This window comes from Bacteroides togonis, from assembly GCF_900130135.1.
GTDB classification, from domain to species: domain Bacteria; phylum Bacteroidota; class Bacteroidia; order Bacteroidales; family Bacteroidaceae; genus Bacteroides; species Bacteroides pullorum.
On sequence record NZ_LT670820.1, the window covers coordinates 3,054,669 to 3,076,412 of the forward strand.

The following is a 21,744-nucleotide window of genomic DNA, read 5'->3' on the forward strand; positions in this document are numbered from 1 at the left end:
GTTATTTTTTAGCGGTTATACATTTCTTATTTCTTGGCTTGCAGCAGTGTGACGGTACCGTCTGTGCTGCTGACCAGCACGCGCTGGCCTTCCAGTGGAACGACGGTGTTGATGAGTGAGTTGCCTACCTTGTGCTGCCATATAATGCGGCCTGTCTTTCCGTCCAAAGCGCACACCAGTCCGTCGTTGGTACTGGCGTAGACGATGCCGTCCTTTTCGGGCAGCATGGAGGGGGCGTGCTCGTAGCCGAAGCCGGCGTTCGTGGCCCAGAGTTGACGGGCTTCACCACCCTGCGCTGCGTAGCAGACGATGCTGTCGTTCATGGTCTTGGCGTAGACGCGCTGTCCGTCTTCGGACAGGCCGACGCTCTCACGCACCTGTGACTGGAAGGTGCGCCAGACGGTTTTCCCCGTCCGAAGATCGATGGCGGTCAGTGCACGTTTGGGGTCGGCGATGAACACTTTGTTGTCAGCCTCCACGGGCCATACGGCGGCAGGCGAGTAGTGCATGCCCGATAGGCCGTGTGTCCACTTCCAGCACTCGCGTCCTGTCTGTCGGTCGAGGGCGTAGAGCGTGTTGTCCCACGCACCGAAGATGACTTTGCCGTCAGCCAGCAGTGGGCGTGTTTCAATATAACCCTGCACGTCGGTGTAGGCCCAGAGTAGCTTGCCGCTCTTCAGGTCGATGGCGCGGAAGGTGTGGTCGCTGGCACCGATGTAGGCCGTGCCGTCGGCGATGGCTGCGGCTCCCAGCACGGGTGCCGAGGCTTCGAGCGTCCAGAGCAGTTTGCCATCCGTGGCGTTCACGCCGTAGACGCGCTTGTCGGCCGAGCCGAACACTACTACGCCTTCTGCTACGGCCGGAGTGCCCACGATGCGTCTTTCAGCGGCGAAGCTCCACAGACGTTTGCCTTTTTTCAGGCTGTAGGCGGTCAGGCGGCCCAGATCGTCGGCAATGAACACCCGTTCGCCGTCCGTGGCAGGCGAGCAGTAGATGCCCACACCGGTCTGCACCGTCCAAGCGGCTTTCACCTGCGGATACGCTTGGTTGACGGAATAGTCAGGGTATTTTTCGGCTCTTCCCTGATGGTCATAGTAGGAATGCGTGAGCGAAAGAGCGGCCCATTGCTGCTTCGGTTCGCCGATGCGTTGGGTGAAAACGCGGATGGAATCCGGCCCCACCTCGTAGATGCCATAACCCGGCTTGCCGTCGGCATCGCGCAGGTTACTGCGCATCAGGATGCCTGGTAGGCCGTCGTAGCTCAGGTGGCGGTTACGGTGGTAGTGTCCCCCGATGAAGAGACGGACATTGTAGGGGCGCACAGCGTCGGTCACGTCGTACCAGTTGTCCACGTCGCCCTCCAGCATGGGGTAGTGTGTGACGAGGATGACGGGTGTGTCCTTGCCTGCCTTCTTCATTTCATCGGTCATCCAGCGAATGTCTTGCGGCACTACGTGTCCGTAGGCCATGCGCATCAGCGGTCCCGAGTTGAAGCCAAGGAAGAGGAAGCCCTTGTGCATGAACTTGAAGCGTTCGCCACCGTAAATGTCGGCGAAGGTCGTACAGCCCGATTCGCTCCACTTCGTCTCGTGGTTGCCCAAGACGACGTGGTAGGGCGCTTTCAGCAGATCGAGGCACGATTTGACGCGCTCCATGCAGAGGCGGTCTCCATTGTCGGTCAAGTCACCCGTTACCAGCACAAAGTCGATGCTGTCCGTGGCGTTGATTTGGGCGACGGTGCGCAGCAGGTCTTCGGTCGGGTTGGGGTTCCCGGGTGCGAAGTGGATGTCCGTAATCTGTGCGAAGCGGAAGAATTTGTTTTGGGCCTGCATCGTCAGCGGGGCGAGGCAGATAAGCAGTAGTAGGAGGATGAGCCAATTTCGTTTCATAATCTGTTCAGGTTTTGTTTGGGATCATTTATTGTTCTCCGTCGTCGAAGAAAGTCAAGATGGCTTCCATCAGGCGGTTCCGTTCTTCAGCTGTGCGGAGGGTTTCGAAGGGGAAACCTAAGACGCAGGTCTTGTAGGTACCTTTGTAGGCGACACCAGCGCTGAGGTTGTTTTCCGAGTAGCGCATGAAGGTGCAGGCGTCGGGTGAGGCCGGTTCGATGGCGTCAGGGGCTTCCACCACGTAACAATCTGCATTCAGCTCGTTATGAAAACTGTAATCACCGTTCGGCTTGCCAAAAGGAGAGGCAACGCTCTTGACACGTCCTTCGGCGGCAGCCTGGTTGACACGCCATTGGTATTTCAGTATCTCGGTGGCAAACTTCAGGTCGGCCTTGTCGGCCTTGTCGGGCGGTGTCAGGCGGTTATTCCACAGGTCGGTTCCGACGTAAGAACCGGAGACGAAGAGGTTTCCGCCCTGCTGGCAGTAGGCGGTGATGGCCTGCTGCATGGGCTGGCTGAAGGTTTTGAACTTCAACGGTTTCACGCCGCCACGTCCCATCTTGGTTTGGCATTCCTTGCCTAGGATGAGGTCGGCGTAGGCGTAGTCATTCATACTTACGGAGCCTTCCTCCACCGTTTCGTCGCTACATGATACGAAAGAATAACCTGCCTGGAGAATAGCTGCACCATGTATGGCGGGGTAGTCGAATGTATTTCCTGCAATAACTTGCGTTTCATAGTTGCCGTAGCTGTCGCCGAAGCCTGAAGCATCGTCGTCCATCCAAGGAATTGTGCGGCGGAATTCTTTCATCTTGCCGATGTAGCTGATGTCTTTTACGTAGGGGACGCCGTGGTCAACATCGTCGAGGAAGCCTGCCAGCAGCGTGTCTGCGGGGGCAGGCGCCACGAAGTCTGCGGGTGCGCTGATACGGTCGAAGCCGTTAATTACCAGTACTGTACCCTTAGGTTGGAAGGCGCGACCGGCAGAAAGAATCTCGGAGGGGAAGCTCTCGCCGCCCTTGTTCACAGCTGTTACCTTAAAGCTGCAAACGACTCCTGCGGGGAGAGTTGTACGATAGCTGTTCTTGTCTACCAGTACACCGTTGTCGAAATCGCCGTCGCCGATGCGGGTGTAGACGATGTATTTCTCGGCATTGGCTGTCGGCTCCAGCGGGTCGGCTACGGGCTGCCAGGTGAGCTCGATTTCGTTCTCGCTTACGTTGCGGATGGCAAAGTGGTCGACAGGTAGCGGTTGTACAACGTAATCCATGTGATATTGTGAGCAGATAAACTGTAACATGCCCTTATAGACGGCACGGCTCACGGTAAAGCGGAAACGCGGATCGAGGCCGTAGCGCATGTCGGCGAAGTTCTGATGGGAGAGAAGTTCGAGCAGCATGGTGGGGACGCGTGGCACGCGTGCCTCGAAGTAAGATTGGTTCCACATGCCGCGGCGACTCCATTTCGGCTCGTAGAGCGTGCGGACGTCGCGGATGATATTCGATTGGATGAGATCGGTCAGGTCGTGTGACAAGTAGCGGGAAGCCCCGTTGGCAAACACGCCGTTGTAAGCATCTGTCTGATAGATGCCCAGAGTGCCGATGATAGAGTCGTTGAGTGTGGTGCCCGCATCGGAGTGGAAGGCGAAGGCCAGGTCGATGGGGATGTTCAAGCCTTTTTCGTTTGGATTGACAGAAGATCCTCCAGCCAGATAGTTCACCCAAATGCCACGACATTTGTAGTCGTCGGTATAGTCGTTCTGTCCGTTGCTTTCAGAATAGATACTGTCGGGTATACCTGCCCATTGCAGCCAGTAGCGGGCAGCTTCACAGAAGCGTGGATAGCCACTGGGTATAGCGGGTATATCGGCTGAATGCTGTCTCACTTCTTGTCGTTTCTGTCCGTTGTCCGTATTGGCGGCCTTGTCCGAACTTTTCAGATTCTCGGTACTCCCTTTATCCGAAAGGCTACGGGCGATGTTGCCCATACCTCCGCCAATCTTTACGGCATCGGCAGTGATGATTTTGCCTGCTTTGGAGCTGCGGTTGCTCAGCACTACTTTATAGCAGTTGTGCTTGCCTGCGTCGAAGCTGAACGTGCCCAGATAGATCCAGGTACCTCCACCCATTTGCTGGTTCACTTTGAATTGGGTACTACCGCCTTTGTGGTAGACGGTATAGAGAGCCTCGTCTGTACTGTTGGGCAATGTCTGATAGGATACATAGACGGCATATTGACCGCTTTGAGGTATGTCGGGTATCCATTCAGCGGTACTTTCCTTTCCTTTCTTGATGGTTTCGGTCATGCGATAGGTACCTTCCTTGAAAGGATTGGTGAAGTCGGTGTATAGTGTGTGCAGGTGTGCGAAGCCTTCTCCTTGGCCTTGGGTCCATACTTTATCGCCATTCGTTTCTGTATAGAGGGAGGCTCTGGCCAGATAACCGTCGTTGTCCACGATGACTTCTTCGTGCTGGCAATCACGTTCGCGGGGGAGTAGTACGTTGGCACCCGCATTCTCGAGCATGGGGACGAGGAAGGGGAGTACGTAACTCTGCGTGTAGAGGTCTTCCACCGTCTGGAAGATGCGTGCACGTTGCCACTCCCAGCGTGTCAGCTTCTGCTCGTAGTAGAAACCATGGCTTTGCCAGAGCGCGATGTGGCGGTTGTGGAGTCCATTGGTGGGCGTATAGGCTTCGGATACTCTGCTCACTAACGGCTTGTCGCCTGCGGGTGCAAAGGTTTTGGCTTTCTTGTCGGGCTTGTTGCGCAAGGCTTGAGGAATGAGCTCTTCGATGCGTCGTTTGTTGGTATATATCTCCAGCTTGTGCGAAGCAAATTCGGCGGGAAGCATATGTCGCACGCCGTCGTATATTTCGGCCACGTTGTTTTCTCGAAAAGGAATGTAGGCGCAATTCATGTTGGCAAAGAGTTGCAAGGTCTTTCCGCTGACGGCTGTGGAGTCGATTTGGATGCGCCCTATCGAAACTTCCTTTCGAGCAATGTCGTCCAGGTATTTTCCGATGTGTTGTCGGATATCCATAGAAAGCTCTTGTGCACTTCCTGCCTGTGGAAGGAGGGAAGCGGCGAAGAGAGCAAGCCAGATATATTGTTTTGCTTGCATAGTGGATTGGGTTTAAGTTAATTATAACGTTTTTTATTGGTTTGAATAAGCAGGCAAAGTCCAAGGGCTGTAATCAGTGCATTGATGATGAGCAGCTCGAAGCTGATCTGATAGCCGCCGAACCATGCCTCGCTATGGCTTTGCAGGATGTAGCAGAGGATGGGCGAAGCGACGGCCACCAGCGGTACCCATCGGTCGTGGACAGGCTTCTTGCAGGCCATGCCGAAGATGAACATGCCGAGGATGGGGCCGTACGTGTAGGCGGCAAGGCTATAGACGGCGTTGATGGCACTGTCGTCGTTCAGTTCATAGAAGATGACGATGACAATCACCATGAGCAGCGACATGATGAAATGCACCAGCTTGCGTGTCAGGGTTAGGTCTTTGTCGTTTTGTTTCTCGTTTGCCTTCAGGATGTCGATGGTGAACGAGGTGGTGAGCGCCGTCAGGGCGGAGCCGGCGGCAGAATAGGCAGAAGCTATCAGCCCGATGATGAAGATGATGCCAATAAAGAGCGGAAAGTCTTCGCTCCATGCCACTTTGCCGAACAGGGCGTCGCCTGCTATCGGGCCTTCCTGGCTCAGGTTGACGTCGGCATACATGTAGAGCAGCGTACCCAATACGAGAAACAGGCCGATGACGAAGATTTGGATGAACGAACTCAGAATCATGTTCTTCTGCGACTCGCGGAAGTTCTTGCAACTCAGGGTACGTTGCATCAGGTCCTGGTCGAGGCCTGTGCAGGCGATAATCATGAATATGCCAGCGATGAACTGCTTCCAGAAGTAGCGGCCGTCGTTGGGGTCGTCGAAGAAGAACAGTTTGCTGGTAGGATGACTGGCCACGGCCGCAGGAAGTTCGCCGAAACCAATCTGAAGGTTGTTGGCGATAACCACGATGCAACTGATGACCGACACGACGAGGCAGAGGGTTTTCAGAGAGTCTGTCCAAATCAAGGACTTCACGCCGCCTTGGAAAGAATAGAGCCAGATGAGCGCTACCGTCAGCACTACGTTGAGTGAGAACGGTACGTGCAGGGGAGCGAACACCAGCGTTTGCAACACGACGCACACCACAAAGAAGCGGACAGAAGCTCCCAGCATCTTTGATACGAAGAAGAACCACGCCCCTGTACGGTAGGAAGCCAGCCCGAAGCGACTTTCCAAGTAACCATAGATGCTGACCAGGTTCATTTTGTAGAAGAGAGGTATCAGTACGAGTGCCACGAGGATAGAGCCTACAAAGAAGCCCAGCACCATCTGCATGTAGGAATATCCGCCCGCCAGGACGGCGCCAGGTACGGAAATGAAGGTCACGCCCGAGATGGTAGCTCCAATCATGGCCAGTGTTACCATGTACCAGGACGACTTGCGGTTGCCTGTAAAGAAGCCGGCATTGTCAGCCTTGCGCCCTGTTATCCAAGAAATGATGAATAGCAGTGCGAAGTAGCATGCGATGGTAGCGAGTATGATCCAAACGGTAGTCATATTTAGTATTCTTTTGTTCTTGTTTGGGAAAGCATCGTTTTCCTGGTCGGAAAACAGTGCTTTCGGGTTGAAAAAACAATGCTTTCTCTTTGGTTATTCTTCGTAGAGCAAATAGGGCTTTCGCTGTTCCTTGAATCTCTTCACGTCGTCTTGCCACATGGCCTTAATTTCTTCGGCGCTTTTTCCGTCTTCAATCATTTTGCGTACGTAATCCACACCTACCAGTTTTTCGAAGAAAGAACGGAAGAAATGGTCGTCTAAATTCAGGTTGCGGTAGGCATCAATGACGTATGTCAGATCCACGCCCCGTTTCCAGATCTCTTCATCGCTCATACCGCTCAGGTCCACGCCGTAGCACAACTTGTTGAGCTGAGGCGGGTTCTTGGCGCCTGGCACGCTTCGTGGCGTAAAGCTGAAATCGTAGCCCTTCATGTTGGGATGGCCATATACTTGGAAAGGCTTGTCTGTTCCTCGTCCCAGGCTGACGGGCGTTGCCTCGAAGTAGCAGGTCGAGGGGTACAGATAGACGGATTTCATGTTCGGAAGGTTGGGCGACGGAGCGATGGGCAGCCTGTACATCGTCTGGTGCGTGTAGTTCTTGCAAGGGATGACGGTCACGTCACACACACGAGAGGCAGGCAGCCAACGCTCGCCGTTGACCATCAGGGCCAGTTCGCCTAGCGTCATGCCATGTACGATGGGGATGGGCAGCCAGCCCACGCCTGACTTATGCTTCATGTCGAGTATCGGTCCGTCCACATAATGTCCGTTGGGATTGGGACGGTCGAGAATAAGCATCTTCTTGCCGTATTCGGCACAGGCGTCCATCAGGCGGCACATGGAGGCGTAATAGGTGTAGTAGCGTAGGCCTACGTCTTGGATGTCGACGATGAGGATGTCGAATTTGCGCATGGATTGTTCGCTTGGTTTACCCAGCTTGCCGTCGTAAAGCGACAGGATAGGTACTCCCGTCTTTGAATCTACGGAACTTGATACATGCTCGCCTGCATCTGCATTGCCTCGGAAACCATGTTCGGGCGAAAAGATGGCCACTACGTTGAACTTGTTTTCCAGCAAGACATCCACTAAGTGTTTGTTGCCAATCATACCCGTGTGATTAGAAAAAACGGCAATCCGTTTTCCCTTCAGAATGGGGAAGTATTCGGAGGTTTGCTCGTCGCCGAGGATGATCCTGCCTTCTTGGCTTCGGCATTCGTAGCACCAGCATAGGATGGACAATAAGAATATGAGAATTTTTTTCATGGTTGTCTGTGGATTGTTTTTTGTTTCACATTCTACAAAGATAGGAATTATTCTTATGTCAGGAATACATATTCAATCATTTTACAGGTTGGTAATGGTTCGTTTAAGGTAACGTTAGATTGGAAATAGTAAGAAAAGAACCCCGCTGTAGCTGGTACAGTAGGGTTCTTTTGACTATCTGTTCACTTATTTCCAGCCAATATTTTGTTCTAAGTTTGGATTGAGGGTAATTTGTCCACTAGGTATCGGGTAGAGGTAATGTTTTTTGTCGTAAACACGTTCATTGTTTCCATATCCGTCTACATAGTTTCCATCCAGTGTCAATCCGCATTCTGGATCGTTTACATAGTTGGCTCCCAAGCGAATATCTGGGTTCTTGCTGGTATCCAACTTGTCAAGTTGATGCCAGCGGATGAGGTCCCAATAACGGAAATCATTGTCGAGCATCAGTTCGCAACGGCGTTCACGACGGATTTCCCAAATCAGAGGGCTTACACCCATATCGTTATCGCCTGCGTCGGCAACGTCGACCGTGATAGAGGGAAGGCCAGCACGACTCTTCAGTTTGTTGATAGTCTTGTTCAGATCATCGTTTGTAATAGTACCTAACTCAGCCTTTGCCTCGGCATAATCTAGGTAAATTACAGACAACCAATAGAGTGGAGCTGATGTGTAGTTCTTGCCACCTGTTTCACGATAAGTTGGATCAATGTTTACATTATCGAATTTGCAGATTCCATAACCGCTGGAAGCTGTCATGGCTATACCGCCTGCAATGCGTTGCCATGCATGGCCTTGGTAACAAAGTACAGAGTCGATTATCTGACCTAAACGCTTGTCGCGTACTTCTAACAGGTTTTGGATATTCAGATGTTGAGCACCATCGCTGGCTGACAATTTCATGATACCTGCATCAGTATTGTCATATGATGTGTTGGCTGCAGTCTTTCCATCCAAGAACAAGAAGGAGTCGAAAGCATCTTTTGAGATACCGTCCATCTGAGTACTGCTACAAGTGTAATTAATAGTGGAGTGTCCGAAATAATCTTTCTTGTATTCTTTGTAGAAAATAATTTCGGAGTTTCCTGACAATGTCTCAGAATTGTAGATAGCACGATAACTGGCTATATCTGAACCCAGTGTATAGTCTGGCATGATTTGTTCGCAGGCTTCTACGCAAGCTTGTAAGAACCGATTGGCTCCTTCTAAATCAGCAGGTTTCCCATTTTCTTCTTGTGTGCGATATTTGCGGAAAGTACCTTCCCACAAGCAGATTTGGGATTTTAAGGCGTTAGCCATGTTGCGTGACCATGTTGTTTGGGAGTTGACATCTTCGATGTTGCTGCAGGCAAAATTCAAGTCCTCTAAAACCTTGTCCATGATTTCATCACGATCCTCGCGCGCGGCATACAGTAACGGATCGTTTGTGTCAGGTACATGATCGAGCCATGTACAGTCTCCGAACTTACGAACCAAATCCCAATATTGCCAGCCACGCATCAGGCGTGCTACACCTATCCAATGGTTTTTTGTAGCCTCATCCATGTCTGTTGCTTGAGTAGTCAAGGAGCTGATCATGGCATTGGCACGACGTATTTCATCCCAAGTAGATGACCAGTTACTGTCCGAAGCAGGAACATTGATGTATTTCCAATTTTTGAATCCAGCACCTATTTGATCGTCACTGAGAGAAGTAAAATAGAAATCTCCACTTCCACCACTATTACCATAACCTGTGAACAGATTATAGAAAGTAGCCGCATAACCTTCTACGCTGGATGGATTATTCCAGAATAAAGGACTATCTGTAAATTTGTCGAGTGGTTCTTTATCGAGCATGTCAGTACAGCTTGACAATGAAAGCGAACCAAGCAATAGTGCACTATATAAAAATGTTTTCTTTTTCATGATTCTTGTCTTTAAAGTTTAGAATGTTACTTGGAGTCCGAATGAGATGGTACGTGTGATCGGTGCTACACGTCCCCATACACCATTACTGTTGCTGCCCGTATCGCTGGCATCGATTTCAGGGTCTACTGGTGCATAACTGTTGTTAATCAACTCACAAAGATTTTCAGCAGTGAAATAGATACGTGCTTTCTGCATGAAACATTTTTTAGTCCATTCTTGTGGCAGGGTATAACCTACTGTTAAGTTCTTGAAACGCAGGTATGAACGGTCGATCAAATATTTACTTTGAGGATAGAAGTTGTTCTTTCCATCTGCGATGCCAGAAACTGTTCCGCCACTTCCGTTGCCTGGATATAAACGTGGGTAAAAAGCATCAGTGTTTTCTTCTGTCCAGTAATCCATTTGGTTGGCGTAGATACCATCAGCACCACGTGAGAATGGCATTACGAATGCACCTGTTGACCACTGATCCCATTTGCCTACACCTTGGAAATACATGTCGAGGTCAATACCTTTCCATGAGCCTCCCAGGCGGAATCCATATTGGAAGCGAGGAGTAGAGTTACCAATAACTTTCAGGTCACCCATGTCATCTTTAGTACCGTTTCCGCCATCGATGACTCCATCTCCGTTTAAGTCTTTGAATTTAATATCGCCGGGACCATATTCAAATGTACCTCCACTGACAAGACCATCTTGATTAGCTACGCCTTGTGCATAACCTGTACGATTGCCGTTGGCATCGTAAGTGAAGTCGTCTTTTGTGAAATAACGATCAGTCTCAAAACCATATATATCTCCATATACCTTACCGCTAAAGTAATCGCTTAGGATACCACTTGGGTTATTCCAGTTAGTTACGACTGTTTTATAGTCAGAAAGGTTTCCGTTTGCGTATACAGTAAAGTCACCAAATCGCTTGTTCCAGCTGACGTTCAATTCCCAACCGCGTGTGCGGAGTGAGCCTGCGTTGGTATAGGGCTCGGTTGTTCCCAACATGTCGGGCAGAGTTACACCTGGAGCCAACATATCCAATGTCTTGCGTTGATACCAGTCAAATGATACATTCAGTTCGTTGTTCATGAAACCTAAATCCAAACCGATATCAAAGGTGCGGATACGTTCCCATGTCAATGTGCTGGATACCAACGATGGAGTATCATACATGTTTACAAAAGTTCCGTCACTTCCCAGCCAATATCTATCGCTTAATGAATTGATGGTTGAGATAAACATGTCTTCGCCGACAGCTTCATTACCGATTTCTCCGAAAGAAGCACGAAGCTTACCATTGCTGATGATATTACGCAGATTGTCGAAGTAACCTTCTTGGCTGAAACGGTAACCTAATGAACCTGACGGGAAGAAAGCCCAGCGGTCACTGGAGGGGAAAGATGAAGAACCGTCGAGGCGGCCGTTCAATTCCAATAACCAGATTTCATTCCAGTTGTAATTGATTCGGCCGAAGTAACCTGCTGTAGCAGAGTGGATATGACGTCCGCTAACCGTTTGTGTTCCATTGGACAGATTGAATTCGGGCTGATCTGGATTCAGTAAGCCTTCTCTCTTAGAACGATGCCAATAGTATTCTTCTCCTTCTGCATTACCACCGATCATAATGTTAAAGTTATGTTTATTGGCCAAGGTAAATTCATAATTGGCATAAAGGTTAAAAGCATAAGAAGTAGTCTTTTCGCTTTGTTGCTGCAGATAAGAGTCGGTTTGAATATCTGTTGGAGCAGACATATTACCCCATGTATTATATCCTGAAACCGGCAGGCCTACCATATCTTGGAAAAGATTTTTTACGTTATAAGTATAGTCTGCGTTCACGGTCAAGCCTTTAGCTAGTTTTGCTTTTGCAAAACCTGTCATGCGGACATAGTTGGTAGAGGTTTCTGTGTCACCAGCTTGCTTCAGATACATAATGGTATTGCGCAAGTCTGTACCGTTAATGGTACCCAATGGTTCAAAGAAACTTCCCCATCTCCACATATATTGATAGGGAGTACGACGTGTATTCGGTTCTGTATAAGTGCGATCTGTGAAATTGAATCTACCACCAATTTGTAACCAGTCGGTTACGTCAGAGGTGATATTTGCGTTTACATTGTAACGTTTCAGTTGGTCTGGATTAAAGTTGAGTTGTCCTTCTTTCTTGTCATAACCAACAGATAGATAGTAGGTTGTTTTCCCGCTGGTACCCTGTACATTTACGTTATGACTTTGTGAGGGGGCCCAATTTTGATACATAATGCCTACGACATCCCAATCAGCATAGAACATGGCAGTACCTGTTGTAGGATCCAAGTAATAGTCTCCTACATTATCCATACTTTGGAAGGGCTGCATTTCACGATATCCAGCTTTTTTATGGCCGTGTTGTTCTTGCCAGGCTTCGGCATAGGGGAGCATCTTGTCCAAATACATACCAAATAATTCGGGATCTGTACCATTACGTTCGTTGACCTCAATTAAAGCTCTTAATTGGGATGGTACGTCTGCATAGTCAGGCAAAATGCTTGGAGTGCTCCATGCAAAATTGTTAGAGTAGTTAATCGTAAATTTATCTTTTTTAGTACCTTGTTTGGTTGTGATTAATACCACACCAAAAGCTGCGCGCGAGCCGTATATGGAGGTAGAGGCAGCGTCTTTTAGAACGGAAACGCTAGCAATGTCTTGTGGATTGATGAGCGAAAGGTCATCCAAAGGTACACCATCGACGATAATCAAGGGGTTACTGGTTTCGCTATTACTCAGTGTACCTACACCACGAATTGTCATACTCGGCTGCTCATTAATACCTCCTTGTGTATTCAGAATAGTCAAGCCGGGAACTACACCTTGTAAAGCTTTGGTTACATCCATTTGGGGCTTGGCTTCCAATGCTTTATTTACATCTACTGTAGAAACAGCACCTGTTACATTGACTTTCTTTTGTGAACCGTAACCTACGACCACAACTTCGTCCAACATTTCATTGTCTTCCGCAAGTATGACTTTGATGGTGCTTTGTTGAACTTTGATTTCTTGTGATTTGTACCCGATGAATGATATTTGCAGGATGGCTCCCTGTTGTACGTTCAAGGTGAATTTTCCGTTTATGTCTGTCAGGCTACCGTTGCTGGTTCCTTTTTCCAGAACATTTGCGCCAATAATAGGTTCTCCGTTGTGGTCAGTTACCAAGCCGTTTACGGTTATTGTTTGCATTTGTTCTGTAATTCCTAAGTTTTGGCTTGGAATGGTAGGGATGGCATAGATTTGTCCATTGCCGAAGAGCAGTGTGCCACATATGGCTGCTGCAGTGAGAAGTTTACCTCTGTAGGTAAATCTCGTTTGTTTGTGATCTTCATTCATAAAAGAAAGGATTTTAAGTTGGTTGGTAATAAGGGTCTGACAAGGTTGTATTCCAAAATGGCGGATAATTGCTTGCCTGTCCTGTGAATAAGTGCTGTTCCTGATATTGAACGAATCAGGTTGATTTGTAAAAAGTCCTCTTATTTATATTCATAGGCACATTGTTTTTAAGGGTTAACTTGTTAATAATTGTTTCTAAATCGGAAAATGTTTATAATATGGGTTCACATTTTCTTTTGTGTCTCAACAAAGGTATTTTATTTTTTTTAAAATGAAACATTATTCTTGCCTTATTTAAGTATCGGATATATGTTTTTGTGTTTTTTAAACAATAGACAGATATGTTTCCTGACCTGTAAAATTGTGAATATCTTGATAGACAGATGTGGGTATGGTGTTGTAGAAAATAGCTCTCTTATAGGGATTTGTCGTGTGGGGGTATTGTATTATACCTCTTCTCTATTCATTGCATGGTATTCTATCAGACCGTTGATGGAAGTTTCTTCTATTGTTTTTAGGTCGATACCAAATTCTTTGGCTGTTTCACGTAACAACTCGGCATAATAGTGGGCAAGCGAGCCAACAAAGCGGACAGGGTAGTTTTGATAGTCGTATTGGCAGACATTGCGTGTAAAGAAGCTGCGTAGATTGCTGGTAATGAGGTTGTAGACGTAGTCTTCATTCAGATAGTCTGCTAAGAAATAAGAAACAGTGGCTAGAAAGCGGTTTGGGAAGGGACGGTTGTAAACAGACTCCATTACTTCGTTGGCGTTGATGCGGAACTTGTCGTAGAAATCATTCGTGATGTCTTTGGGAGCAAGGCCTTTTAATACGTCGGACAGAAAGTGCTTGCCCATAACGGCTCCACTGCCCTCATCTCCCAAGATGTAGCCACCCGCTTTGACGTTTTTGGCAATGATTTTTCCATCATAGAAACATGAATTAGAGCCTGTTCCAAGAATGCATGCTATGCCTGCTTCACACTTGAAGAGGCCTCGGGCAGCAGCCAACAGGTCGCTTTCTACTTGGATGGGGGTCTTAAATTGGGCTACAAGTGATGCACCCAATATGTTTTTCTTTTCATGGGAGGAACATCCGGCTCCGTAAAAATATACCTGCTCCAATTTTTTCTTGAAAAATAGCTCAGGCAGTCCCAGTCGTACGCTTCGGCTGATCTCGCGTCGGGTCTGGAAGAAAGGGTTGAGGCCTTCAGTAAAGGCTCTTTGTATCAAGTTGTTATCCTCGACTAAAACCCACTCTGTCCGAGTTGAACCGCTTTCAGCTATTAATTTCATGGTATGGTCGTTTTAGATTTACGTACAAATATATAGTTTTTTTTAGATATTCCTATTCCTTTTTAAAGGTTTCTTTTCAATTATAGGGATTCAAACTAAAAAACTCCCAGCTTCTTCGTGAGGAAAAGCCGGGAGCTTTTGAACTATTGCGATTTCTCTTAAAGGGCTTTCTCTTTAATTAGGTATTCAGCAATCTGAACGGCATTCAGGGCGGCTCCCTTCTTGATTTGGTCGCCTACAATCCAGAAGGTCAGTCCGCAATCGTTGGTCAGGTCCTTGCGGATGCGGCCTACGTAGACGGGATCCTTGCCGGCCAAGAAGAGCGGCATAGGGTATTCCTTTTCGGCGGGGTTGTCCATCAGCACCAGTCCTTCGCCCTTGCCGAAAACTTCGCGAGCCTCTTCGACGGAGATGGGGCGTTCGGTTTCCACCCAGATGCTCTCGGAGTGGGAGCGCAGGGCGGGCACGCGGACGCAGGTGGCGCTTACCTTGACGTCGGAGTGCATGATTTTGCGCGTTTCGTTGTACATCTTCATCTCTTCCTTCGTATAGCCGTTGTCGGTGAAGACATCAATCTGAGGGATGAGGTTGAAGGCCAGTTGGTAGGCGAATTTCTCGACGGTGACAGGTTCGCCGGCCAGTACCTGGCGGTATTGGGTGTACAGCTCGTCCATGGCGGCGGCTCCGGCACCGCTGGCTGCTTGATAGGTGGCTACGTGTACGGTCTTGATGTGCGAAAGCTGTTCGATGGCTTTCAGGGCAACGACCATCTGGATGGTGGTGCAGTTGGGGTTGGCGATGATGCCGCGCGGACGGTCCTTGGCGTCGGCGGCGTTGACTTCGGGCACTACCAGGGGTACGTCGGCGTCCATGCGGAAGGCGCTGGAGTTGTCTATCATCACGGCTCCGTATTTGGTGATGGTCTCGGCGAACTCTTTCGATGTGCCTGCGCCTGCGGAAGTGAAAGCGATGTCCACACCTTTAAAGTCATCGTTGTGCTGCAAGAGTTTGACCTCGATCTGTTTGCCGCGGAAGGTATATTTGGTACCGGCGCTGCGTTTAGAACCGAACAAAACTAACTCGTCCAACGGGAAATTTCTTTCATCGAGCACACGCAGGAATTCTTGTCCCACGGCTCCGCTTGCTCCAACAATTGCTACTTTCATTTCTTTTTCTTTGTTTTAAGTGGTTTGTAAAAAAGTCAATTCAAGGCGCAAATTTACAACATTCTGCGATTATAACCACAGAAGTCGTTTTTATTTTTTGATAAAAACATACCTTGCTTGTAGGGACTTCTGGCGGCGGGTGACGGAAAACATTGCTTTCGTCCTTGGAAAACGGTGCTTTCGCCTTCGGAAAGCATCGCTTTCCATCAAAGAAAAGAGGGTGCTTTCTTGAAAGTAGGTGGAGCGGGTGGTAGGAAGTGAAAAGTTTTTTGCTATTTTTGCACAAGAATTTAAAATGACGCAAGCCTATGAACTGGTTAGACCTCAGTTTGGAACTTCCCATAACCGACCCTACATGGATTTTCCTCCTTGTATTGCTCATCATTTTGTTTGCGCCCATCCTACTGACCAAGTTGCGCATCCCCCACATCATCGGTATGATTCTAGCCGGACTGGCCATCGGTGAGCATGGATTCAACATCCTGGTGCGCGACAGCAGTTTCGAGCTTTTTGGCAAGGTAGGTGTTTATTACATCATGTTTCTGGCGGGGCTGGAGATGAATATGGCCGACTTCAAGAAGAACCGTGGCAAAGCAGTGGCGTTGGGCTTGCTGGCTTTCATCATTCCCATCAGCATCGGTATGGTGACCAATGTGCTCTTGCTCAAGTACAGCCTCATCACTTCTATCCTGCTGGCCAGTATGTATGCCTCGCATACGCTGGTGGCCTATCCTATCGTCATCCGTTACGGCATCTCGCGCCAGCGTAGTGTGAGCATCGCCGTGGGCGGTACGGCCGTCACCGATACGCTGACGTTGCTCGTGCTGGCCGTCATCAGCGGAGTGTTCAAGGGCGAGGCGGGCGGCCTCTTCTGGCTTTGGCTGGTGGTGCGCTTCGTGGTGCTGGCCATGCTCATCATGTATTTCCTGCCGCGCATCGGGCGCTGGTTCTTCCGCCGCTACGACGACAATGTGATGCAATATATCTTCGTCCTGGCCATGGTGTTCCTCGGCGCGGGGCTGATGGAGCTTATCGGCATGGAAGGCATCCTGGGAGCTTTCCTTGTAGGTCTGGTGCTGAACCGCCTCATTCCCCACGTGTCGCCGCTGATGAGCCATCTGGAGTTTGTGGGCAATGCGCTGTTCATCCCTTACTTCCTGATAGGCGTGGGCATGCTGATTGATGTCAAAGTCATCTTCGGTGGCGGTGATGCCCTGAAGGTGGCGGGTGTGATGATTGTGGTGGCGCTGGGCGGCAAGTGGATTGCCTCGTGGCTGACGCAGAAGATATACCGCATGTCGGCCCTCGAACGCGAGCTGATGTTCGGCCTGAGCAACGCACAGGCGGCGGCTACGCTGGCGGCGGTGCTGGTGGGCTACAACATCATCCTGCCCGATGGTAGCCGTCTGCTCAACGAAGACGTGCTCAACGGCACGGTGCTCCTCATCCTCGTCACCTGCATCGTCAGCTCCTTTACCACCGAGCGGGCGGCGCGCAAGATGGCCATGGGCGAGGCCCATCCCGAAGAAGACCGTTCGCGCGAGCCCGAAAAGATTCTGATACCTGTGGCCAATCCCAATACCATCGAATACCTGATGAACCTGTCGCTCGTCATCCGAGACCCCAAACAGAAGGACAACCTGCTGGCTCTGAACGTCATCAACGACCACTCGGGCACCGAAGCCCTCGAGCAGCAGGGCAAGCGATACCTGGAGCGTGCGGCCAAAATCACCGCCTCGGCGGGTGTGGAGCTGAAGTGCATCAGCCGCTACGACCTGAACATTGCCGCGGGCATCATCCACACGGCCAAGGAGCATGGAGCTACGGATGTCATCATCGGCCTCCACTGGAAGGTGAACATCGTGGATTCCTTCTTCGGTATGCTGACCGAGAGCCTGCTCAAGGGACTTCATCGCGAGGTGATGGTGGCCCGCTTCCTGATACCCATCAATACCCTGCGGCGCATCATCGTGGCCGTGCCGCCCAAGGCCGAGTACGAGGCCGGCTTCCAGAAGTGGGTGGACCACTTCTGCCGCATGGGCACCACGCTGGGATGTCGCGTCCACTTCTTTGCCAACGAACAGACGGGCAACCTGCTTCAGGGCCTCGTCAAAAAGAAACATAGCGACACGCTGACCGAGTTCTCCCGCCTCGACGAGTGGGAAGACCTGCTGCTCCTGACCGGTCAGGTGAACTACGATCACCTGCTGGTAGTTATCAGCGCCCGCCGCGGCTCCATCTCCTACGACAGCTCGTTCGAGAAACTGCCCAGCCAGTTGGGCCGCTACTTCACGAACAACAGCCTCATCGTCCTGTATCCCGACCAGCTGGGCGACCCGCAGGATGCCTTGTCGTTCTCCAATCCGCAGGGCAGCAACGAGAGCCAGCACTACGAGAAGGTGGGCAGGTGGTTCTATAAATGGTTTAAAAAGGAAAACTGATGGAAGACTGGAAACAACGTACACGCCTGCTGCTGGGCGAAGAAAAGAGTGAACGCCTGCGCCAGGCCCATGTGCTGGTCGTTGGCGTGGGAGGCGTGGGAGCCTATGCCGCCGAGATGCTTTGCCGTGCGGGGGTAGGCCGCCTGACGCTGGTCGATGCTGACACCGTCCAGCCTACCAACATCAACCGCCAGCTTCCGGCCCTGCACTCCACACTGGGGCAACCCAAGGTCGAAGTTCTCGCCGCCCGTTTCCGCGACATCAATCCCGAGGTGGAGCTCACCGTCTTGCCCGTTTTCCTCAAGGACGAGAATATCCCCCAGCTGCTCGATGCCGCCCGCTACGACTTTGTGGTCGATGCCATCGACACCCTGTCCCCCAAATGCCACCTGATAGCCGAGGCCCTGAGGCGGCGCATCAAGATTGTATCCAGCATGGGAGCGGGCGCCAAGAGCGACATCACGCAGATACGCTTTGCCGATATCTGGGACACCTACCATTGCGGCCTGAGCAAGGCCGTGCGCAAGCGGTTGCAGAAGATGGGCATCCGTCACAAACTCCCCGTCGTCTTCAGCACCGAGCAGGCCGACCCCAAGGCCGTGCTTCTGACCAACGACGAACAGAACAAGAAATCGACTTGCGGCACGGTGAGCTACATGCCCGCCGTCTTCGGCTGCTACCTGGCGGAGTACGTCATCCGCCGGCTATAATAATAAGGAAAGAAGTTATGATACGACTCGAACAGATAACCAAGAGCTTCGGCAGCCTCCAAGTGTTGCGTGGCATCGACCTTGAGATACAGAAAGGCGAAGTGGTGAGCATCGTCGGCCCCAGCGGTGCTGGCAAGACGACCTTGCTTCAAATCATGGGTACGCTCGACCGTCCCGATACGGGTACGGTCTGCATCGACGGCGTACGTGTCGACGGGTTGAAGGAGCGCGAGCTTTCCGCTTTCCGCAACCGCCACATTGGTTTCGTCTTTCAGTTTCACCAGCTCCTGCCCGAGTTTACGGCCTTGGAGAATGTCATGATACCTGCCTTCATTGCCGGGCAGGGACGTCACGAAGCCCAGGCTTCTGCTCTCGAGATGCTGACGATGATGGGCCTTGCCGACCGTGCCTCGCACAAGCCCAACGAGCTTTCGGGCGGCGAGAAGCAGCGTGTGGCCGTGGCGCGCGCTCTTATCAATCGGCCGGCCGTTGTGTTGGCCGATGAGCCATCGGGCAGCCTCGACACCCACAACAAGGCTGAATTGCATCAGCTTTTCTTCGACCTGCGCGACCGTCTGGGGCAGACGTTTGTCATTGTGACCCACGACGAAAGCCTGGCTTCCATCACCGACCGCACCATTCATTTGAAAGACGGAGAGGTCGTAGCAGACAATATTACTCAAAACTTAGGTAGTGTCCAATTCTCTCCAGGTCCTCTTGTGTAAATTCTTCATAGAGTACGAACGGCTTGAGGCTTTTCAGCGGGCCGTGCTTGCGGCGGTATTCTATTAGTGCTTTTGCTTGATAGAAGTTGAGGTAAGGATGGCGGCGCAGGCGGTCCACGCTGACGCGGTTGACGGGGATGCGGCGGATGGCGGTGGTGTCGATACGGAACCAGTCGTTCAGTTGGCGATAATCGAGATTGATTTCTTCCAGCTGGCTGAGGCTATAGAAACCACCTAACTGCTGGCGATATCCGCTGATGAGACGTGCGATTCCACTTCCTATGCCAGGAATCTTTTTTAATTCGGTGGTATCGGCACGGTTTAGGTCGACCAAAGTACCAGGTGCGTATTTCAGCGGCTTTGCCTGTTGGATGCTGTCCTTGTGCTGTTTGGCCAAAAAGAGGGAAGGGTGATGGTCGGTACTGTCTGTGGCTGGAATGTGGATGTAGGGCCGTAATGTGTTGTATTGTTTTTCTGTCAGGCCGTATATCTTGCGGAAATCTTCTGCCCGGCGGAAGACACCTCCCTTTTCTCGATAACGCAGGATGTTGCGGGCCATCCAGGCAGGGAGCCCCAGCTGGCGGAAGGTGGCCGAGTCGGCAGTGTTGGGATTGAAGGGAACAAGTATGGGCGGCACGTCGTTTTCCTCTTTCCATGCTGTGTAGTGGGACTTACGGCTCTCCTTTTCCTCTTTTTCTTTTTCACGGATGGAAGCGCTGAAGGCTCTATATTCCTCCATCGCCTGTTGTTGTCTTAATTGGTCGTCAAATTTGTCTACCTGCTTTGATTTTAAATGAACGTATATCTCTCCTCCCAGGAAAAAGAGGAGGGAGATGCCCAGCAGCACCAGAATGCCTCGTCTTTCCCCTCGGGAGTAATAGAAAAAATCATTGAACCACTTCCGCATGAATTACCTTTTTTATTTCAGTAGTCCCAATTCATTAATGAAAATGAAGCCGATACCTATCGGAGCTATGTACTTCAGTAGGAATAGCCAGATGCGATAGACTACTTTTGGCAGAGTACCGTTGTTGCTTACCTCTTCCCATAGGATACGTTTATCCAGATACCAGCCAGTGAAGATGGCGATGAAAAAGCCACCCAATGGGAGCATGATTTTGGCCGTCAGGAAGTCGAAGAGGTCGAACAGAGTTAGGCCGAAGACGGTCAGCTCCTTGCCCACACCCAGCGAGAGCGAGCAGAGCACGCCCAGGAAGGTACAGCCCGCCGTCACCAGCTTGGCGGCCCGTCCACGAGTTAGGTTGAACTCCTCGTGCAGGTAGGCTGTCACCACCTCGTGCAGGGAGATAGTCGATGTCAGTGCGGCCAGGGCAAGAAGCACGTAGAACATGATAGACAAGATGACTGCTAGCCAGGGTAGGTTGCCGAAGGCCTGCTGGAAGACGTTGGGCAGCGTAATGAATAGCAGGCTGGGACCTGCGTCGGGTTGGATGCCCACCGAAAAGGCAGCGGGAAAGATGATGAAACCAGCCAAGATGGCCACCATCGTATCAATCCATCCCACGTTGAGTGCCGTCTTGGGTAGGTTGGTATCGTTGCGGAAATAGGAAGCATACGTACAGAGACATCCCATACCCAGCGAGAGTGAGAAGAAAGCCTGTCCCATAGCGCCCAGCAGCACGTTGCCGTTCACCTTGCTGAAGTCGGGTTTCAGCAGGAACTCGATGCCTGCCCCCGCACCTGGTAGGGATACGGAGCAGACGGCCAGTACGATGAGCAGCAGGAAGAGCATTGGCATCATGATTTTAGCTGACTTCTCAATACCTTTTTCTACACCTTTCACAATGATGAAGTGGGTCATCAGCATGAAAGCCACCATCCACAGGGCCGGCCGCCACGGATGGGCGATGAAACCGTTGAACGAGGCGATAAAGTCGTTGGCCGACTGGCCGGCAAAGGCATTCGTGCCTGCCTGTACGATGTATTCCAGTGTCCAGCCTGCCACTACCGAATAGTAGCCCAGGATCAGGAAACCTGCCAGCACACCCATGCGGCCCACCCAGCGCCAGTGGGTGCCGGGCGCTAGCTTCTGATAGGCGCCAGCCGTATTGGCCCGTGAGTGTCGTCCGATGGAAAATTCAGCTACCATGATGGGGATGCCGAAGAAAAGAACACATCCTAGATAGATCAGGATGAAGGCGGCACCGCCGTGGTTGCCCGTTTCAAAAGGAAAACGCCAGATGTTGCCCAATCCTACGGCCGAACCTGCCGAAGCCAGGATGACACCCAGCTTGCTTCCGAAGTTTGCTCTGTTGTTCTTTGTCATAAATCGTGGTTTTTTCTTTCATTTTGTTACTAATACCTGCAAGAAATCGCAAATATAGAAAATGTTCTGTACATTTGCATCTCGTATTGAAA

13 protein-coding genes are annotated in these 21,744 nt (G+C 50.8%); 3 read left to right on the forward strand and 10 right to left on the reverse strand.

Features of this window, described 5'->3' with window-relative positions; all coding sequences use genetic code 11:
- Positions 1–26: 26 nt before the first annotated feature.
- The 8 genes from BQ8005_RS12930 to BQ8005_RS12965 form a co-directional block, all read right to left on the reverse strand.
- On the reverse strand, positions 27–1,889 hold the full coding sequence (locus BQ8005_RS12930) for an outer membrane protein assembly factor BamB family protein (RefSeq protein ID WP_075318343.1): 1,863 nt from the start codon (positions 1,887–1,889) through the stop codon (positions 27–29).
- Positions 1,890–1,917: 28 nt separating this feature from the next.
- Positions 1,918–5,010, reverse strand: coding sequence for a golvesin C-terminal-like domain-containing protein (locus BQ8005_RS12935; RefSeq protein WP_075318344.1), 3,093 nt, complete (start codon positions 5,008–5,010; stop codon positions 1,918–1,920).
- A gap of 17 nt (positions 5,011–5,027) precedes the next feature.
- A complete protein-coding gene (locus tag BQ8005_RS12940; protein ID WP_075318345.1) occupies positions 5,028–6,497 on the reverse strand; it encodes a sodium:solute symporter in 1,470 nt (489 codons plus the stop codon).
- A gap of 93 nt (positions 6,498–6,590) precedes the next feature.
- The gene (locus BQ8005_RS12945; protein WP_075318346.1) at positions 6,591–7,760 is read right to left on the reverse strand and encodes an exo-beta-N-acetylmuramidase NamZ family protein; all 1,170 of its coding nucleotides are present in this window, start codon (positions 7,758–7,760) and stop codon (positions 6,591–6,593) included.
- A 186-nt stretch (positions 7,761–7,946) separates the two neighbouring features.
- Entirely contained in the window at positions 7,947–9,668 is a 1,722-nt protein-coding gene (locus BQ8005_RS12950; RefSeq protein ID WP_075318347.1) for a RagB/SusD family nutrient uptake outer membrane protein, read from the reverse strand.
- A gap of 18 nt (positions 9,669–9,686) precedes the next feature.
- Positions 9,687–13,028: a SusC/RagA family TonB-linked outer membrane protein gene (locus BQ8005_RS12955; protein ID WP_075318348.1), complete on the reverse strand. Its 3,342-nt coding sequence runs from the start codon at positions 13,026–13,028 to the stop codon at positions 9,687–9,689.
- 446 nt (positions 13,029–13,474) lie between these two features.
- Entirely contained in the window at positions 13,475–14,323 is an 849-nt protein-coding gene (locus BQ8005_RS12960; protein ID WP_075318349.1) for a hypothetical protein, read from the reverse strand.
- A 158-nt stretch (positions 14,324–14,481) separates the two neighbouring features.
- Positions 14,482–15,489, reverse strand: coding sequence for an aspartate-semialdehyde dehydrogenase (locus BQ8005_RS12965; protein WP_075318350.1), 1,008 nt, complete (start codon positions 15,487–15,489; stop codon positions 14,482–14,484).
- A 308-nt stretch (positions 15,490–15,797) separates the two neighbouring features.
- Between BQ8005_RS12965 and BQ8005_RS12970 the strand changes: the two genes are divergently transcribed.
- The 3 genes from BQ8005_RS12970 to BQ8005_RS12980 are packed head-to-tail and all read left to right on the forward strand — an operon-like array spanning position 15,798 to position 19,365.
- On the forward strand, positions 15,798–17,930 hold the full coding sequence (locus BQ8005_RS12970; protein WP_075318351.1) for a cation:proton antiporter: 2,133 nt from the start codon (positions 15,798–15,800) through the stop codon (positions 17,928–17,930).
- A complete protein-coding gene (locus tag BQ8005_RS12975; protein WP_075318352.1) occupies positions 17,930–18,640 on the forward strand; it encodes a tRNA threonylcarbamoyladenosine dehydratase in 711 nt (236 codons plus the stop codon). The genes BQ8005_RS12970 and BQ8005_RS12975 overlap by 1 nt, the downstream gene beginning before the upstream one ends.
- Before the next feature lie 17 nt (positions 18,641–18,657).
- Entirely contained in the window at positions 18,658–19,365 is a 708-nt protein-coding gene (locus tag BQ8005_RS12980; RefSeq protein WP_021846874.1) for an ABC transporter ATP-binding protein, read from the forward strand.
- On the opposite strand, the gene BQ8005_RS12985 is transcribed toward BQ8005_RS12980, so the two are convergent.
- Both BQ8005_RS12985 and BQ8005_RS12990 read right to left on the reverse strand, forming a co-directional pair.
- Positions 19,316–20,272, reverse strand: a complete 957-nt coding sequence (locus BQ8005_RS12985; protein ID WP_075318353.1) for a ComEA family DNA-binding protein — start codon at positions 20,270–20,272, stop codon at positions 19,316–19,318. The two genes, BQ8005_RS12980 and BQ8005_RS12985, sit on opposite strands and share 50 nt — an antisense overlap.
- 12 nt (positions 20,273–20,284) lie before the next feature.
- The gene (locus BQ8005_RS12990) at positions 20,285–21,652 is read right to left on the reverse strand and encodes a sodium-dependent transporter (protein WP_075318354.1); all 1,368 of its coding nucleotides are present in this window, start codon (positions 21,650–21,652) and stop codon (positions 20,285–20,287) included.
- Between the last annotated feature and the right edge of the window lie 92 nt (positions 21,653–21,744).

Coding starts and splice junctions, on each gene's coding strand:
- BQ8005_RS12930 (WP_075318343.1), bottom strand. CDS start 1,889: ATGAAACGAAATTGGCTCATCCTCCTACTACTGCTTATCTGCCTCGCC.
- BQ8005_RS12935 (WP_075318344.1), bottom strand. CDS start 5,010: ATGCAAGCAAAACAATATATCTGGCTTGCTCTCTTCGCCGCTTCCCTC.
- BQ8005_RS12940 (WP_075318345.1), bottom strand. CDS start 6,497: ATGACTACCGTTTGGATCATACTCGCTACCATCGCATGCTACTTCGCA.
- BQ8005_RS12945 (WP_075318346.1), bottom strand. CDS start 7,760: ATGAAAAAAATTCTCATATTCTTATTGTCCATCCTATGCTGGTGCTAC.
- BQ8005_RS12950 (WP_075318347.1), bottom strand. CDS start 9,668: ATGAAAAAGAAAACATTTTTATATAGTGCACTATTGCTTGGTTCGCTT.
- BQ8005_RS12955 (WP_075318348.1), bottom strand. CDS start 13,028: ATGAATGAAGATCACAAACAAACGAGATTTACCTACAGAGGTAAACTT.
- BQ8005_RS12960 (WP_075318349.1), bottom strand. CDS start 14,323: ATGAAATTAATAGCTGAAAGCGGTTCAACTCGGACAGAGTGGGTTTTA.
- BQ8005_RS12965 (WP_075318350.1), bottom strand. CDS start 15,489: ATGAAAGTAGCAATTGTTGGAGCAAGCGGAGCCGTGGGACAAGAATTC.
- BQ8005_RS12970 (WP_075318351.1), top strand. CDS start 15,798: ATGAACTGGTTAGACCTCAGTTTGGAACTTCCCATAACCGACCCTACA.
- BQ8005_RS12975 (WP_075318352.1), top strand. CDS start 17,930: ATGGAAGACTGGAAACAACGTACACGCCTGCTGCTGGGCGAAGAAAAG.
- BQ8005_RS12980 (WP_021846874.1), top strand. CDS start 18,658: ATGATACGACTCGAACAGATAACCAAGAGCTTCGGCAGCCTCCAAGTG.
- BQ8005_RS12985 (WP_075318353.1), bottom strand. CDS start 20,272: ATGCGGAAGTGGTTCAATGATTTTTTCTATTACTCCCGAGGGGAAAGA.
- BQ8005_RS12990 (WP_075318354.1), bottom strand. CDS start 21,652: ATGACAAAGAACAACAGAGCAAACTTCGGAAGCAAGCTGGGTGTCATC.